The following is a 14,454-nucleotide window of genomic DNA, read 5'->3' on the forward strand; positions in this document are numbered from 1 at the left end:
CGGAAACCCTGGAGAGAAAACGGATATTTCCCGGAGGGGTATCCTGCGGGCAGCCGCGTACAAGGGGGATTCCGTGCCGCAGACTTCGGAGCCGTTGCGCAAGCTCGGTTTTCTGACCATCGGGCTGTTCGACGGAGAAGACCCGCGCCGGGGCCACGAGTCGACGCTCGAGCTCATCGAGCTGGGCGAGCGGCTGGGGTTCGACAGCGCGTGGGTGCGGCACCGCCACCTGCAGTACGGGATCTCCTCGCCCGTCGCGGTCCTGGCCGCGGCCTCGCAGCGCACCCGCCGCATCGAGCTGGGCACGGCGGTCATCCCCCTGGGCTGGGAGAATCCGCTGCGGCTGGCCGAGGACCTCGCGACGGTCGACGTGCTGTCCGGCGGGCGCCTCAACCCTGGGGTCAGCGTCGGGCCGCCGATGCGCTACGACGAGGTCAAGGACGCTCTCTACCCCGACACCTCCGAACTCGAGGACTTCGGTTACGAGCGGGTGCGGCGGCTGCTCGGCTTCGTGCGCGGCGAGCCCGCCACCGATTTCAGCGGCGTCGAGGGCTTCGAGGTGTTCTCCGACCGGGTCCAGCCGCACTCCCCCGGGCTGGGCCGGCGCATGTGGTACGGCGGCGCGAGCCTGCGTTCGGCGCGGTGGGCGGGTGAGCACGGGATGAACTTCCTGACCAGCAGCGTCGTGAAGGCCGAGGAGTCCGAGGACTTCGCCGATATCCAGCTCTCCCACATCCGCGCCTTCCGCGACCGCCATCCCGACGGCGACCGCGCCCGCGTCTCTCAGGGCCTCGTCGTCATCCCGACCGACTCCGCCTCTCCGGAGCAGCGCGCCAGGTACCGGGAGTACGCCCTGAAGCGGACGCCTCGCACCGCGGCTCCGCAGGGCCCGGCCCGCATGATGTTCGCCCCCGACCTCGTGGGGACCTCCGAGGAGCTCGCCGAACGCCTCTACGCGCACGCCGCCTTCTGCGAGGTCGACGAAGTCGCCTTCGCCCTGCCCTTCACCTTCGGTCATGCCGACTACGTGCAGATCCTCACCGATCTCGCCACCGGACTCGGCCCGGCCCTCGGCTGGCGCCCCGCTCCCTGAACCCGCCGGACGCGGCGGTCCGCCGCGCCGGCGGCCACAGGTCGGCGACCGTCCCGCGCCGGGTCCGGGCGCAGCCGCGCCGAGCCCGCCTCGCGAGCCGCGCCTCCCTCATACGCTCCTCGCGCCCCGAGGACGGCGGCCGAAGCGGGTCTGGAGGTCCTGGTCGATGACAGGGAAATCGCGGTTCCTGGTCTCGGGGACGAACCTGGAGGAGAACAGCAGGGCGAGCCCCGAGATGACGGCGAAGATCCAGAAGGTCTGGCCCTCCCCGATGGCCTGGACGACCGAGAGGAACACCAGGGTGACGATGAAGTTCGACACCCAGTTCGTGGCCGTGGAGGCGCCCGAACCGACCGCGCGGGCCCGCGGCGGGAAGATCTCGCCGATCAGTGTCCAGAACACCGGGCCCGCCCCGACGCCGTAACCGGCGATGTACAGCACCATGAAGACCAGTGACACCAGCGGGTCCCAGTGGGCGACGAAGGAGAGCCCCAGCAGTGCCATGGTCACCGTCATCACCGCGAAGGAGAAGACCAGCAGCGCCCGCCGTCCGGCCCGCTCGATCAGCCAGACGGCCGCCACGGCCGACAGCAGGTTGATGATCCCGATGGCGATCGAGTAGAAGATCGCGTTGGAGGCGGTCAGCCCGGTCTGCTCGATGATCGTGGGCGCGTAGTAGATGATCGTGTTGATCCCGCCGAACTGCTGGGCCGCGGCCAGCACGAGCCCGACGATCAGCGCCGGCCTGACCCCTTCGGTCAGCAGGACGCGCCACCCCGCGCGCGTCGCCTGCTCCTGCCGGGTCTCCTTCTCCTCCTCCTTCTCCCAGCGCTCCTCCCGGCGCGCTTCGATGATGCGGTCGGCCGTCGCGCCGTCGCTGAGCGAGGAGAAGAAGCGGTGCGCCCTGTCGACCTGGCCGTGGGCCATGAGCCACGCCGGGGACTCCGGCAGGATCCACAGCGAGGAGACGATCATCACCAGCGCGGGGATCGCCCCCATGCCGATCATCGCCCGCCAGTTCTCCGTCCCGGCGAACGCCAGGTTGACCATGTAGGCGACCAGGATGCCCACGGTGATCATGAGCTGGTTGAGGGAGAGCAGGCGGCCTCGGAAGCTCTTCAGGGAGATCTCCGAGAGGTAGGGCGGCACCGTCGCCGAGGCCGCCCCCACGGCCAGCCCGAGCACCAGCCGGGCCACCATGAGCATCCAGTACTCGGTGGAGAGGACGGCGATCAGCGTCCCGACGAGGAACACCACGCCTTCCAGCCCGATGAGCCTCTTGCGCCCGATCTGATCGGCCAGCCGGCCCGCCATCAGCGCGCCCGCCATCGCCCCCAGGACCAGCACGCTGACCACGCTGCCCTGCTCGAAGGCGTTCAGCCGGAAGTCCACCTTGATGAACAGCAGCGCACCGGAGATGACACCGGTGTCGAAGCCGAACAGGAAGCCGCCGACCGCGATCAGGAACGACCAGAACCAGACCTTGCGCTTTCCCTCCGCCGGAATGTCCGGCGGTGTGTCCGGGGCTCCGGAGACATCTGGCATATCACGTCCTCTTCGACAGGCCTTCCGGTCCCGTGGAATCCTCGCGGCGCCGGTCGTCAGGACCGCAGGTCCACGACGACCTTGATCTCGCCCACGCCGCCGCGCAGGCCCTCGGCGAACGACTCCATGGGGACCCGCTTGGTGATCAGCCTCTCCAGCCAGTCGGGATCGGTCCGGGCCAGGGCGTCGGCGGCCTGCCGGAAGTTGTGGCGGCCGGCGTTGACCGAGCCGAACACCACGGTGTTGTCCAGGATCAGATGCCTGTTGATCTCTTCGATCCCGGCCTCGAAGACCTGCTCGCCCGAAGCGAGGCCGAGCAGGCAGATCACCGCGTCCGGCGCCGTCTTCGTGGTCAACTCGAAGATCAGGGGACCGTGGCCGCTGCACTCCATCACCACGTCCGGGGCCACGTCGAGGTCCTCGAGGGCTCCCGCGTGGAAGACGGCTCCCAGATCGGTGACGAGCTCCCGTTTCCGCTCGTCGTCGACGATGTCGCTGACGTACACCCGCAGGCCGCGCTGGACGCCCATCAGCGCGGCGAACAGCCCGATCGGGCCGGCGCCCGTCACCAGCACCACCTCCGGCCGGAAGGAGGAGCGGGTGAAGAAGAGGTCCACCTGCTCCCAGGCCTTGGCCAGCACGGCCGCCGGCTCCAGCAGGACGCCGCGGTCGCCGAGCGCGGGGTCGATCTTGACCGCGTAGTCGGCCTCGACCGTCCAGCGCTGCGCGCCGAACCCGTGCAGTTCCTTGATGCCGCGCTCGGTGTATCCGCCGTTCCGGCAGAAGTCGGCCTCGTCGTGCGCGCAGGGGACGCAGGGGAGGGGGTCGGGGCGCCGCACGATGCCCACGACCAGGTCGCCCTCGGCGAAACCGCTGCCGGGGGGCGCCTCCAGCACGGTGCCGAGCGACTCATGGCCGATCACCAGGCTCTCCTCGCCCGGCGGCGGCCAGCCGTAGTCGTCCCCCTCGACGATGTCCCTGTCGGTCCCGCAGATCCCCAGCAGCCGTCCCTGGACCAGCAGTTCGCCGGGGCCTGGAACGGGTTCGGGCAGGTCCTCGACCCGCACGTCGCCCGCGCGGCCGGGAACCACCATGATCGCCTTCATGTCCTCATCCACCCGCCGATCGCGGACCTGTGATCACCGTCACTCGTCTCAGCGCCCAGGAATTAGCTACCCTCCGTAATCGCACGAAAACGCGGGCGGGCACCCCTCGGGCGTGATGGGGACGCGCGGGTTCAACCCGCGAACGCGCGCGCCGGCATTCCCTTCACACCGACCGCGGCCCGGAACAGGGAGCCCGCCGGCGGCTCCTCACCGGGAGCGAGCCCCTCTCTCGACGTGGTGATGAAGAGCTCGTCCAGCCGCGCACCGCCGAACGTGCAGGCGGTCACCCCCGGGACGGGGAGCTCGACCACCCCGTCCGGGACTCCGGGGGAGGTGTAGCGGCGTACCCGCCCGCCCCCGTTGAGCGCCACCCATACCGCGCCCTCCGCATCGACGGTCAGGCCGTCCGGCACGCCGTCTTCCGGGGAGATCTCCGCGAACGTCCTCCGTCCCGTCAGCCCGGACTCGCGGGTGTAGTCGAAGACGGCGACCCGCCCGGTGGCCGTGTCGTTGTAGTAGGCCCGGGCCCCGTCGGGGCTCCACTCCAGGCCGTTGGAGATGCTCACCCCTTCCAGGACGACCGCGGCGGACCCGTCCGGATCGAGGCGGTACAGCGCGCCCGCGCCCTCGCTCTTGTCGTAGGCCATCGAACCGCAGTAGAAGCGCCCGTCCGGATCGCAGCCGCCGTCGTTCATCCGTACGCCCCGGTCGCTCCACAGCTCCGGCAGGCTCGCCAGCGCGCCGTCGGCGTCCTCCAGGACGAAGCCCCTCTCGACGCCGATGACGGCGCCCCCTCCGCGCCGGGGACGCAGCGCGGCGGCGACGGCGCCGACATGGCGGCGCCCGACCGTTCCGTCGGCCGCGAGCGACAGGACGTCGCCCGCCAGCATGTCGACCCAGCGCAGCCCGCCCCAGCGCGGCGACCAGACCGGCCCCTCGCCGTGATACGCCACCGGATCGGTGACCTGCTCAGCCCGCACACGCCCTCCCGATTCCCCTCCAAAGTAACCGGAATCTCACGGAAAGTCATCATCAGCGGACCGCGGGACAGGGCCCACCGGACACCTGCCCACCCCGGCGAGAGCGACATTCTCATTCAAGAGAATTTGATTAATTCAAGCCTTGTCGAGATGCAAGGGAACGCTTATGTTACTCGCGGGAAACATTCCTATCGAGGAGCGTTCATGAGACCTCTGGCGGACGGGAAGAAGACGTCCTTCACCACGGGAGCGGCCGTGGCCGCGCTCACCCTGTCGCTCGCCGCCGGAGGCGCGGGGCAGGCCGCGGCGGCCCCGGCGGTCGACGCGAAGGTCCCCCGGGCCGAGTGCGGGCCCGGCTCGTCCCCGGAGACCGGCCTGCAGGGGCAGGTCCCGCTCAGGGACCGCAGGAGCGGGCGCAGCCAGAAGGGCTACTCCTGCAACCTGAACCTGGTCAGCAGATACCAGGGCCAGGGGCAGGCCACGGTCGGTGCCTCCTACGGCACCTGCCAGTACCTGGGGACGATCCTGCCGGGCGCGGTGACCGCCAAGCGGCCCGGCGTCAACGTCATCGACTTCTCCGACCCGCGCCGGCCGAGGCTGGCCGGCTCCCTCGTCAGCCCCGCGACGCTCGGCGGGACGTGGGAGACCCTCAAGGTCCACGAAGGGCGGGGGCTGCTGGCGGCGGTGTCGGTCGGCGCCCTGAGCGGAGGCTTCTTCGTCTCGGTGTACGACGTCAAGACCGACTGCGCCCGCCCCCGGCTGCTCAACGGGATCAAGGGAACGAAGCTGACGATGCCGGGCGCGTTCCCCGGCCATGAGGCGGGCTGGTCGCCCGACGGCCTCACCTACTGGACGACCGGGACCGTCGGCGGCACCATCGCCGCCCTCGACATGAAGAACCCGCGGTCCCCCCGGGTCATCTACAACGGCACGACGAGCCTGGTCAACCACGGCATCGGGGTCAGCGCGGACGGGAAGCGGCTCTACGCCGCCAACATCCCCGCGGGCATCGTCACCTTCGACTCCAGCGACGTCCAGCGCCGAGCGCGGCATCCGCGGCTGCGCCAGATATCCGAGACGACCTGGCGGGACGGTCTCGCCACCCAGCACTCCCTCCCGTTCACCGACCGCGGCAGGCCCTACCTGGCCGTGGTCGACGAACTGGGTTCCGGCGGGGTCCGCATCCTCGACATCTCCAACGAGCGCAAGCCCAGGACCGTGCGGAAGCTCAGGCTGGAGGTCAACCGGCCCGAGCACCTGAGGCTGCGGGCCGCCGACAACGCCAGGAACGGCATCTTCGGTTACGACTCGCACTACTGCACCCTCGACCGGCCCGTCGACCCCACCGCGCTGGCCTGCGGCTGGGCGCAGTCCGGGATCCGGGTGTTCGACATCCGCGACCTGAAGCGCCCCCGCGAACTCGCTTACTTCAACCCGCCCGGGCAGGTCGGTCGGCGCCATGCGCTCGCCAACTCCGCGCACGCGTTCGTCCCCTTCGGCGCGTACTTCTCCGACATCCTCAACGGCGGCCCGGACGGGCAGGCCCCGTACACCGGCGAGCCCGACATGACCGCCGACTGGTGCATGTCACCGCCGCGCTTCGACCGCGACAGGTTGTGGGTGTCCTGCGACGACAACGGCGCGCTGCTGCTGCGCTTCGCCCGGCACACCTTCCCCCTGCGATGAGCCCGCGCCCCCTCGCCGGACGGGTGTTCTCGGCCGTCGGATTCATGGTGATCGGAGCGGTGGCCACGCTGCTGCTCTCGGGCCTCGGCTCCTCGCCGGGCACCGCGCGGACCTCCCCCGCCGGAGCCGTCGACATCGGCTTCAGCCAGGACATGATCGTCCACCACCAGCAGGCCGTGACGATGGCCCAGACCGTCCGCGGCCGGGTGGGACCGTCGGTTTCCCAACTCGCCGGGACGATCGAACTCAACCAGCTCAAGGAGATCGGCGGCCTCCAGGGCTGGCTGACCCTTTGGGACGCCCCCATGGTCTCCTCCGACCCCCCCATGGCCTGGATGGATCCCAAAGACCACGACCACGGCGGCGCCCGCACCGCCACCCGTGACGTGATGCCGGGAATGGCCTCGCTCGACGAACTGGAGCGCCTCGGCGAGGCCGAGGGCGAGGACCTGGAGGTCTGGTTCCTCCAGCTCATGATCCGGCACCATCAGGGCGGCCTGGCCATGACCACCGCCGCCGCCCGCCGGGCGACACTCCCCCAGGTGCGCGACCTCGCCCTCCTCATGTCCGTCGCCCAGCGCAAGGAGACGGCCCTGATGACCGGCCTGCTCACCTCCCTCGGTGGCCGCCCCCTCCCCGCGACCGGACCCTGACGCCCCGCGAGCCGCGCCGAAGTCCCGCCTCCGGACCACGAAGGCGATCACGCCGTCGCGGGGATGTGCCGTGTCGTTCTCCGGCGTCACTTGATGTCGGCGAGCTGGGGGCGGCGGTCGAGCGCGGTGGAGAAGAGGTCGAGGACGCGGTGGAGCTCCTCGCGGGTGCCGGGCTCGATCTCCAGGGAGCCGTCGGGGGCGGTGGTGAGGTGCGTGTCGAGGGTGAACCAGCCCGGGACGATGTGCGTGGCGCCCATGGACGACAGCACCGGGCGCAGGGCGTAGTCGATGGCCAGGACGTGGGCGACGGAGCCGCCGGTGGCCAGCGGCAGCACGGTCTTGCCGGTCAGCGCGTACTGCGGGAGCAGGTCCAGCAGGGACTTCAGCAGCCCGGAGTAGGCGGCCTTGTAGATGGGCGTGCCTATCACGAGGCCGTCTGCCCGCTCGACCAGCCGGGTGGCCTCGACGATGGCCGGGTGTCCGAAGTCGGCGCCGAGCAGGGCCTCGGCGGGCAGGGTGCGGACGTCGAGCGGGATCACCTCGTGGCCCTGGGCGGCCAGCTCGGCGTCCAGGCGGCGGATCAGGCGGGCGGTGCGCGAGGTGGCGGAGGGGCTTCCGGACACGGACAGGACGACGGCCATGGGAGATCTCCTCGGTCGTGGGGGAGAGCGGGCGTGCGGTGGCGGCTCGCGGGGGCGCGAGCACGGGGAAGGCTCAGGCTTCCCCGCGACAGGCCGCTCTGGAGACGCGCACGAGGTCGACGTGGTGCCGTCTGGTGATTTCTCCCGGTACGTTCATGAGTACGATTAAAACTAATCCTACTAAAAAAGTCGAGTATGAATCGGCGATGCCCCGCAAGGGTTCACCTTGAAGACGCCGCAGGTCACCCGGCCGACGGACGCCCTCCGGGCCTTGCCGGACGTGCGAGGGACGCCCTATCGGGGCATCGGAAACGTCTCTTCGACCGGCGCCGAAACTCGTGGTTATGGTTACGGCGCCCCTTCCACCGACCGCCGGACGCGTTCTCCTCCGCCCGTCCGCACCTCCGCCGAGGCACCTCGGGAGCGCCATATGACCGACCCGTCCCCGCCCGCCGCCGAACCCGCGCACGTGATCCGCGACGCCGCCGAAGCGGTCGAGACGGCCGCCCGGCTGGCCGCCGAGTTCCGGGTGGGGGCCTCCGCTCGGGACGCCGGCCGCGAACTCCCGTACGCGCAGGTGGAGCGGCTGTCCGCCAGCGGCCTCCTGGGCGTCACCGTGCCCGCCGAGCACGGCGGCGCCGACGTCCCGGTGCGGACCCTCGCCGAGGTCGTCCGGCTCCTGGCCACCGGGGACCCCAGCCTCGCCCAGATCCCGCAGAGCCATTTCGTCTACATCAACGTCCTGCGCCGCCAGGGCACGCCCGAACAGCAGAAGTTCTTCTTCGGCGAGGTCCTGGCGGGGAAGCGCTTCGGCAACGCGCAGTCCGAGGCCGGGACCAGGCACGTCCAGGACATCCGCACCCGGCTCACCCGGGACGGCGACGGCCCCTACGTGCTCGACGGGCTCAAGCACTACTCGACGGGCGCGCTCTTCGCCCAGTGGATCCCCGTGCTCGCCCGGGTCGAGGACGACTCCCTGCACGTCGCCTACGTGCCGCGCGACGCCGAGGGCGTGACGGTCGTGGACGACTGGAACGGCATGGGCCAGCGCACCACCGCCAGCGGGACCGTCCGGCTGGAGGGCGTCCGCGTCCCGGCCGACAGGGTGGTCCCCCACCACCTGACCTTCCAGGGGCCGCAGCTGCACGGGGCCGTCGCGCAGCTGCTGCACGCGGCGATCGACGCGGGCCTCGCCTCGGCGGCGCTGGCCGAGGCCGCCGAGTTCGTCCGGACCAAGAGCCGTCCCTGGTTCGAGAGCGGTCTGGAGAGCGCCGTCGAGGACCCGCTGCTCGTCCAGCACTTCGGCGAGCTCGGGCTGCGGCTGCGGGCCGCCGACGCGCTGCTGGCCGCGGCGGGCGACGCCGTCGACGCCGCGACGGCCGACCTCACCGACGACACGGCCGCCGAGGCGTCCATCGCGGTGGCCGCCGCGAAGGTGCAGGCGGCGAACACCGCCGTCGACGTCTCCGGCGCGCTCTTCGAGCTGGCGGGCACCCGTGCCGCGGACGACTCCCTCAACCTGCACCGCTTCTGGCGCGACGCCCGCACCCACACCCTGCACGACCCGGTCCGCTGGAAGCTCCAGCACCTCGGCCGGTACGTGCTCACCGGGGCGCGCCCGCCCCGGCACGGCCTGCTGTGACCTCGCCACGCACACCCACCCGGGAGAGACGATGAGCCTGCAGTTCCACTGGTTCCTGCCCACCTACGGCGACAGCCGCCACGTCGTCGGCGGGGGGCACGGGCTCCCCGCGGGGGCGGCGGGCGGCCAGCGGCCGGCCGACCTCGGCTACCTCACCCAGATCGCCCGCGCCGCCGAGCAGGTCGGCTTCGTCGGCGCGCTCACCCCCACCGGCGCCTGGTGCGAGGACGCCTGGCTGACCACCGCGTTCCTCGCCAGGGAGACCGAGCGGCTGAAGTTCCTGGTGGCCTTCCGGCCCGGCGTGGTCGCCCCCACGCTGGCCGCCCAGATGGCCGCGACCTACCAGCGCCACAGCGGCGGGCGGCTGCTGCTGAACGTCGTCACCGGCGGCGAGGCCCACGAGCAGCGCGCCTACGGGGACTTCCTGGACAAGGACGCCCGCTACGCCCGCACCGGCGAGTTCCTGGAGATCGTCCGCTCGTTGTGGCGGGGCGAGACGGTGGACTTCAAGGGCGAGCACCTGGCCGTGGAGAAGGCGAAGCTGGAGCGGGTCCCCGACCCGGTGCCGCCGGTCTACTTCGGCGGCTCCTCCCCGGCCGCGGGCGACGTCGCCGCCGAACACTGCGACGTCTACCTCACCTGGGGCGAGCCGCCCGCGCAGGTCGCCGAGAAGATCGCGTGGATCCGGGAGCTGGCGGCGCGGCGGGGGCGCACCGTCCGCTTCGGCATCCGGCTGCACGTCATCACCCGCGACACCTCCGAGCAGGCGTGGGCCGAGGCGCAGCGGATGCTGGACGGCTTCGACCCGCAGACCGTCGCGTCCGTCCAGGCGGGGCTGGCCCGCAGCGAGTCCGAGGGGCAGCGCCGGATGCTGGCCCTGCACGGCGGGGGCCTCGACCGGCTGGAGGTCTCCCCCAACCTGTGGGCGGGCATCGGCCTGGTCCGCGGCGGTGCCGGCACGGCCCTCGTCGGCAGCCATGCCGAGGTCGCCGAGCGGATCCGCGAGTACCACGCGCTCGGTCTCGACGAGTTCGTGCTCTCGGGTTACCCGCACCTGGAGGAGGCGTACTGGTTCGGCGAGGGGGTGCTGCCCCTGCTGGCCGCCGACGGCCTGTGGAGCCATCCCTTCCAGACCGGCGGAGGCTCCGGGGTGGGCGTGCCGTTCGCGTCCTCGGCGGTCTGAACCGACGCCGCGCGCCGTGTGGTCCGGCGCGGAGACCAGGGCCACACGGCTATTCCTATCAATTTGGTCGATATTATCTTAAACTGCTCGCGTGCGGATAGAACAGCTCGAATACCTTCAGGCGGTCACCCGGCTCGGCTCACTGCGGCGCGCGGCCGAGGAGCTCCACCTGTCCCAGCCCGCGCTGAGCGAGACCGTGCGCAACCTCGAACGCGAGCTCGGCGTGGACCTGCTGGAGCGGCGGCGCTCCGGAGCGAAGATCAGCGACAGGGGACGTGAGCTCCTGCCGTACATGGAAGGCGTGCTGGAGGCCGTCGACCGGCTGCGGCGCGCCGCCGACGAGCAGCACCGCACCAGCCGCACGGTGCGGCTGGGCACCGTCAACACCGCCACCGTCCCGCTGGTGATCCCCGTCATCCGGGAGTTCCGCTCCCTGCACCCGATGACGCAGGTCGAGATGGTGGGCGCCCGGCAGGCCCAGATCCACCAGGGCATCCGGGAGGGCGGCTTCGACCTCGGCCTGGTCAACCTCCTGGACGGCGACGACCCGCCGCCGGACTTCACCTCCACCGAGCTGCTGCGCGCCCCCGCCGTGGTGTGCCTGCGCCCCGACGACCCGCTGGCCGCGCTCCCCGCGATCGGCGCCGCCGACCTCCTCCGCAGCCCCGTGATCATGATGCGCTCCGGCTACATCATGCACCGCCTCGTGCACCGCCTCCTCGGCGGCGCCCCGCCGTCCTTCTCCTATTCCACCGACGGCGCCGAGATGGGCAAGCTCATGGTCGCCGAGGGCCTGGGCGTCACCGTCCTGCCCGAGTTCAGCGTCATGGACGACCCGCTCCTGCGCGCCGGCTGCATCACCTACCGCCCCCTGTCCGAGCCCGTCCCCGACGTCCTCCTCACCGTCCAGGCCCAGCGCTCCGGGTCGGTCTCCCGCGCGGCCCGCGACCTGCACCGCCTCTTCGTCCGGCAGGCCGACTCCCTCACGGAGCCGGCCGAGCGGCCCCGCCCGACCTCGGCGGCCTGACGGTCCGGAGCACGGGCCGGGTCGGGGACGCCGCGCTTCACAGGAGGTCCGTGCGGACGACGTGCGGAGTCGCGGACGGTCCGGGCACGGCACGGACAAGAGGTGCGCTCAACCGGACGGGTCGCGTCGAGTGCGGAGGGGGCCGGGGCCCGCGTGGGAGGCTTCCCCCGGCTCCCTGGCCCGGCGGGAGGGTCTCCACGGCGGCGGTGGGCGTCGCCTCTGACGAAGCGAGGTAGTCCATGTCTCTCCGCCTGGCCGACGGCCTGGCCGGGGCCCTGCCCGGCAGCCGGCTCATCACGGATCCCGACGTGCTGGCGGGCGTCGGCCGCGACCAGGCGCAGTGGGCTCCGGCGGGCGTCGCGCTGGCCGCCCTGCGGGCGCGGTCGGGCGAGGAGGTCTCGCGGGCCGTCGCGGCCTGCGCCGAACTGGGGATCCCGGTGGTGCCCCGGGGCGCGGGCACCGGGCTGTCGGGCGGGGCGAACGCCGTCGACGGATGCCTGGTGCTCGACCTGTCGAAGATGGACTCCATCGTCGAGATCGACGTGGAGAACATGCTCGCGGTGGTTCAGCCGGGCGTCGTCAACAACGCCCTGAAGGCGGCCGTCGCCGAGCACGGGCTGTGGTACCCGCCGGATCCGGCCAGCGCTCCGTGGTCGACCATCGGCGGCAACGTCTCCACCAACGCGGGCGGACTGTGCTGCCTGAAGTACGGCGTGACCCGCGACTACGTGCTCGGCCTCGAGGCGGTGGTGGGCGGGCCGGGAGGCGCCTACGGGACCCGGCTCAGGCTGGGCCGCCGCACCACGAAAGGCGTCGCGGGCTACGACCTGACCGGGTTGTTCGTCGGCTCCGAGGGGACCCTCGGGGTCATCACCGAAGTGACGTTGCGGCTGCGTCCCGCACGGCCCGAGGCGCCCCGCACCGTCGTCGGCGCGTTCGGCGGCCTCGCCGGCGCGGGACGGGCGGTCGCCGAGCTGACCTCGTGCGGGCTGGTCCCGGCGGCGCTCGAACTGCTCGACCGGGTCTGCCTCGAGGCCGTCGAGGACTGGCGGCACCTGGGCATCGGTGCCTCCGCCGAGGCGATGCTCCTGGCCAGCGTGGACACGCCCGGCGCGGCCGGGGACGAGGAGGCCGAGGCGGTGCGCGCGGTGTTCCTCCGGTCGGGCGCCGACTGGGCCGAGCTGTCGGGCGACCCGGTCGAGGCCGAGGCGCTCTTCGAGGCGCGACGGCTGGCCTACCCGGCGCTGGAGCGGCTCGGCCCGGTGATCACCGAGGACCTGTGCGTCCCGCGTTCGGAGGTCCCCGAGATGCTCGCCAGGATCGAGGAGATCGGCCGCCGCCACGGCGTGCGGATCGCGACCATCGCGCACGCCGGCGACGGCAACCTGCACCCCCTGCTCCTCGTCCCGCCCGGTGACGACACCGCCCGCACCGCCGCCGAGGCCGCCTTCGAGGACCTGCTCACCGCCGCCATCGGGCTACGCGGAACCGTCACCGGCGAACACGGCGTCGGCCTGCTCAAACGCCGCGGAATGCAACGAGAACTCCCCTTGGGCGTCCGCGCGATGCAACGCGCCGTCAAACAGGCCCTCGACCCCCTCGACCTGTTCAACCCCGGCAAGGTCACCGGCGACGACCCCGGCCTGTAGGGGGTTTCGTCCGAACCCTCGACGGCGGTCACCGTCCCCTCAGACCCGGCCTTCGGTGAAATGAATTTCACGTCCGAGACGGCCGGAGGCCAACCGCCCCGCACCGCCCGTCGGCCGCGGTACGGATGGCCACTTTTGACCCTCGGTACACGGATGCGACGGATCCTGTGACGATCACACCCTGTCACCCGAGAATCGACGGCATTTCCCCAAGATCCACGCAAGATATGACCCGCGTCACAATCCGGCCATACCAAACTAGCGCTTGGGCGTTGACGGGGCAGTCAGCATTGTTTACCTTCGCTTTAGAATTCATTTCACCTAGAAGGAAGGACAGAAGACCCGGCGGTCTCCGGACCGGAGCGGCTGACCCGACATCAGCCGGTCCCCGAGCCCGCGTACCCGTCGCCGCCCACCCGATAGGGGCGGACACGGGTTTCGCCCTGCCGCGAGGCGGGGACCAGCACCGGCCTCCGGCCGGTTCCCACCCCTGGGCGCCTTCGTGCGCCCGGTCCAGAAAGAGGAACCTCATGTCCCGTACTGCCAAGCTCGTCGCCGTCGCCGCTGCCTCCGCCGCCGCCGTCGTCGTGACGGCCGCCCCCGCCCTCGCCTGGACGGGCGGCGCGGTCTCGGCGAGCCTGACCTCTCCGCTGACCGTCTCCCTGGGTGGTGCGAGCTGCACCGGCTCCACCCTGACCGGTTCCGTCACCGCCGCCGGCGTCCTCAGCATCCCCACGGCCACCATCAGCGGCTGCACCGCCGCCGGCAGCAGCATCCCGGTCACTCCCCAGAACCTGCCCTGGGGCGGCAAGCTCACCGACGGCGGCGGAGTCGCCTCACTCACCGGCTTCCGCGTGAGCGCCACGTGGCTCGGCGTCACCTGCGTCTACGGCGGCAACATCAACGGCACCAACACCGCCAAGTCCGGAAGCCCGGCCTCGACCACGGCCACCTTCACCAACGCGTCCGTCAGCAAGGTCTCCGGCAGCTTCCTCTGCCCGGGCACCGCCCAGGTCAGCGCCGCTTACAAGTTCACCGGCGCCGGCCTGTAGTTCCCACCCGCCCTGCGGCTCCCGCCGATCCGCCCCGGCGACGGGATCAGCCGCCCGCGACTGATCCCGTCCCGCAGGGCCCCGGCGGAAGGATCCCCTTCGGAGACCGGCCGATCCTGCATCAGCCGGTCCCCGAGCCCGCGTACCCGTCGCCGCCCACCCGATAGGGGCGGACACGGGTTTCGCCCTGCCGCGAG

General features: G+C 71.8%; 12 protein-coding genes. 8 read left to right on the forward strand and 4 right to left on the reverse strand.

The window, feature by feature from the left end:
- Window positions 1-73 precede the first annotated feature (73 nt).
- A complete protein-coding gene (locus ABD327_RS36140) occupies window positions 74-1,093 on the forward strand; it encodes an LLM class flavin-dependent oxidoreductase (RefSeq protein WP_344457951.1) in 1,020 nt (339 codons plus the stop codon).
- A 108-nt stretch (window positions 1,094-1,201) separates the two neighbouring features.
- Here the strand turns inward: ABD327_RS36140 and ABD327_RS36145 are convergent, their stop codons facing one another.
- From ABD327_RS36145 to ABD327_RS36155, 3 genes are all read right to left on the reverse strand, one after another.
- Window positions 1,202-2,638: a sugar porter family MFS transporter gene (locus ABD327_RS36145; RefSeq protein WP_344457953.1), complete on the reverse strand. Its 1,437-nt coding sequence runs from the start codon at window positions 2,636-2,638 to the stop codon at window positions 1,202-1,204.
- Window positions 2,639-2,694: 56 nt separating this feature from the next.
- Window positions 2,695-3,744 carry a glucose 1-dehydrogenase gene (locus ABD327_RS36150; protein WP_344457955.1) on the reverse strand — a complete coding sequence of 350 codons (1,050 nt, stop codon included), beginning with the start codon at window positions 3,742-3,744 and terminating at the stop codon, window positions 2,695-2,697.
- A 131-nt stretch (window positions 3,745-3,875) separates the two neighbouring features.
- Window positions 3,876-4,724 carry an SMP-30/gluconolactonase/LRE family protein gene (locus ABD327_RS36155; protein ID WP_344457957.1) on the reverse strand — a complete coding sequence of 283 codons (849 nt, stop codon included), beginning with the start codon at window positions 4,722-4,724 and terminating at the stop codon, window positions 3,876-3,878.
- A gap of 204 nt (window positions 4,725-4,928) precedes the next feature.
- Here ABD327_RS36155 and ABD327_RS36160 point away from each other — a divergent pair, with 204 nt between their 5' ends.
- Both ABD327_RS36160 and ABD327_RS36165 read left to right on the forward strand, forming a co-directional pair.
- Complete coding sequence (locus ABD327_RS36160; protein WP_344457959.1) at window positions 4,929-6,410, forward strand: LVIVD repeat-containing protein; 1,482 nt, start codon at window positions 4,929-4,931, stop codon at window positions 6,408-6,410.
- Window positions 6,407-7,063, forward strand: a complete 657-nt coding sequence (locus tag ABD327_RS36165) for a DUF305 domain-containing protein (RefSeq protein WP_344457961.1) — start codon at window positions 6,407-6,409, stop codon at window positions 7,061-7,063. Before ABD327_RS36160 ends, ABD327_RS36165 begins: the two co-directional genes overlap by 4 nt.
- 86 nt (window positions 7,064-7,149) lie before the next feature.
- On the opposite strand, the gene ssuE is transcribed toward ABD327_RS36165, so the two are convergent.
- Window positions 7,150-7,704, reverse strand: coding sequence for an NADPH-dependent FMN reductase (ssuE, locus tag ABD327_RS36170; RefSeq protein WP_344457963.1), 555 nt, complete (start codon window positions 7,702-7,704; stop codon window positions 7,150-7,152).
- Window positions 7,705-8,134: 430 nt separating this feature from the next.
- Here ssuE and ABD327_RS36175 point away from each other — a divergent pair, with 430 nt between their 5' ends.
- From ABD327_RS36175 to ABD327_RS36195, 5 genes are all read left to right on the forward strand, one after another.
- Window positions 8,135-9,346, forward strand: coding sequence for an SfnB family sulfur acquisition oxidoreductase (locus ABD327_RS36175; protein ID WP_344457965.1), 1,212 nt, complete (start codon window positions 8,135-8,137; stop codon window positions 9,344-9,346).
- A 31-nt stretch (window positions 9,347-9,377) separates the two neighbouring features.
- On the forward strand, window positions 9,378-10,529 hold the full coding sequence (locus ABD327_RS36180) for an LLM class flavin-dependent oxidoreductase (protein ID WP_344457968.1): 1,152 nt from the start codon (window positions 9,378-9,380) through the stop codon (window positions 10,527-10,529).
- Window positions 10,530-10,620: 91 nt separating this feature from the next.
- Window positions 10,621-11,556: a LysR family transcriptional regulator gene (locus tag ABD327_RS36185; RefSeq protein ID WP_344457970.1), complete on the forward strand. Its 936-nt coding sequence runs from the start codon at window positions 10,621-10,623 to the stop codon at window positions 11,554-11,556.
- A gap of 239 nt (window positions 11,557-11,795) precedes the next feature.
- Window positions 11,796-13,205, forward strand: coding sequence for an FAD-binding oxidoreductase (locus tag ABD327_RS36190; RefSeq protein ID WP_344457972.1), 1,410 nt, complete (start codon window positions 11,796-11,798; stop codon window positions 13,203-13,205).
- A 530-nt stretch (window positions 13,206-13,735) separates the two neighbouring features.
- Window positions 13,736-14,257 carry a hypothetical protein gene (locus ABD327_RS36195; protein WP_344457974.1) on the forward strand — a complete coding sequence of 174 codons (522 nt, stop codon included), beginning with the start codon at window positions 13,736-13,738 and terminating at the stop codon, window positions 14,255-14,257.
- The last annotated feature ends 197 nt before the right edge of the window (window positions 14,258-14,454 follow it).

Source organism: Actinocorallia aurantiaca (assembly GCF_039533685.1).
In the GTDB taxonomy this organism is placed as follows: domain Bacteria; phylum Actinomycetota; class Actinomycetes; order Streptosporangiales; family Streptosporangiaceae; genus Actinocorallia; species Actinocorallia aurantiaca.

Excerpts from the sequence above, each read along its gene's own strand:
- ssuE (WP_344457963.1), bottom strand. The coding sequence starts at position 7,704 with ATGGCCGTCGTCCTGTCCGTGTCCGGAAGCCCCTCCGCCACCTCGCGC.
- ABD327_RS36195 (WP_344457974.1), top strand. The coding sequence starts at position 13,736 with ATGTCCCGTACTGCCAAGCTCGTCGCCGTCGCCGCTGCCTCCGCCGCC.
- ABD327_RS36150 (WP_344457955.1), bottom strand. The coding sequence starts at position 3,744 with ATGAAGGCGATCATGGTGGTTCCCGGCCGCGCGGGCGACGTGCGGGTC.
- ABD327_RS36190 (WP_344457972.1), top strand. The coding sequence starts at position 11,796 with ATGTCTCTCCGCCTGGCCGACGGCCTGGCCGGGGCCCTGCCCGGCAGC.
- ABD327_RS36160 (WP_344457959.1), top strand. The coding sequence starts at position 4,929 with ATGAGACCTCTGGCGGACGGGAAGAAGACGTCCTTCACCACGGGAGCG.
- ABD327_RS36165 (WP_344457961.1), top strand. The coding sequence starts at position 6,407 with ATGAGCCCGCGCCCCCTCGCCGGACGGGTGTTCTCGGCCGTCGGATTC.
- ABD327_RS36175 (WP_344457965.1), top strand. The coding sequence starts at position 8,135 with ATGACCGACCCGTCCCCGCCCGCCGCCGAACCCGCGCACGTGATCCGC.
- ABD327_RS36180 (WP_344457968.1), top strand. The coding sequence starts at position 9,378 with ATGAGCCTGCAGTTCCACTGGTTCCTGCCCACCTACGGCGACAGCCGC.
- ABD327_RS36145 (WP_344457953.1), bottom strand. The coding sequence starts at position 2,638 with ATGCCAGATGTCTCCGGAGCCCCGGACACACCGCCGGACATTCCGGCG.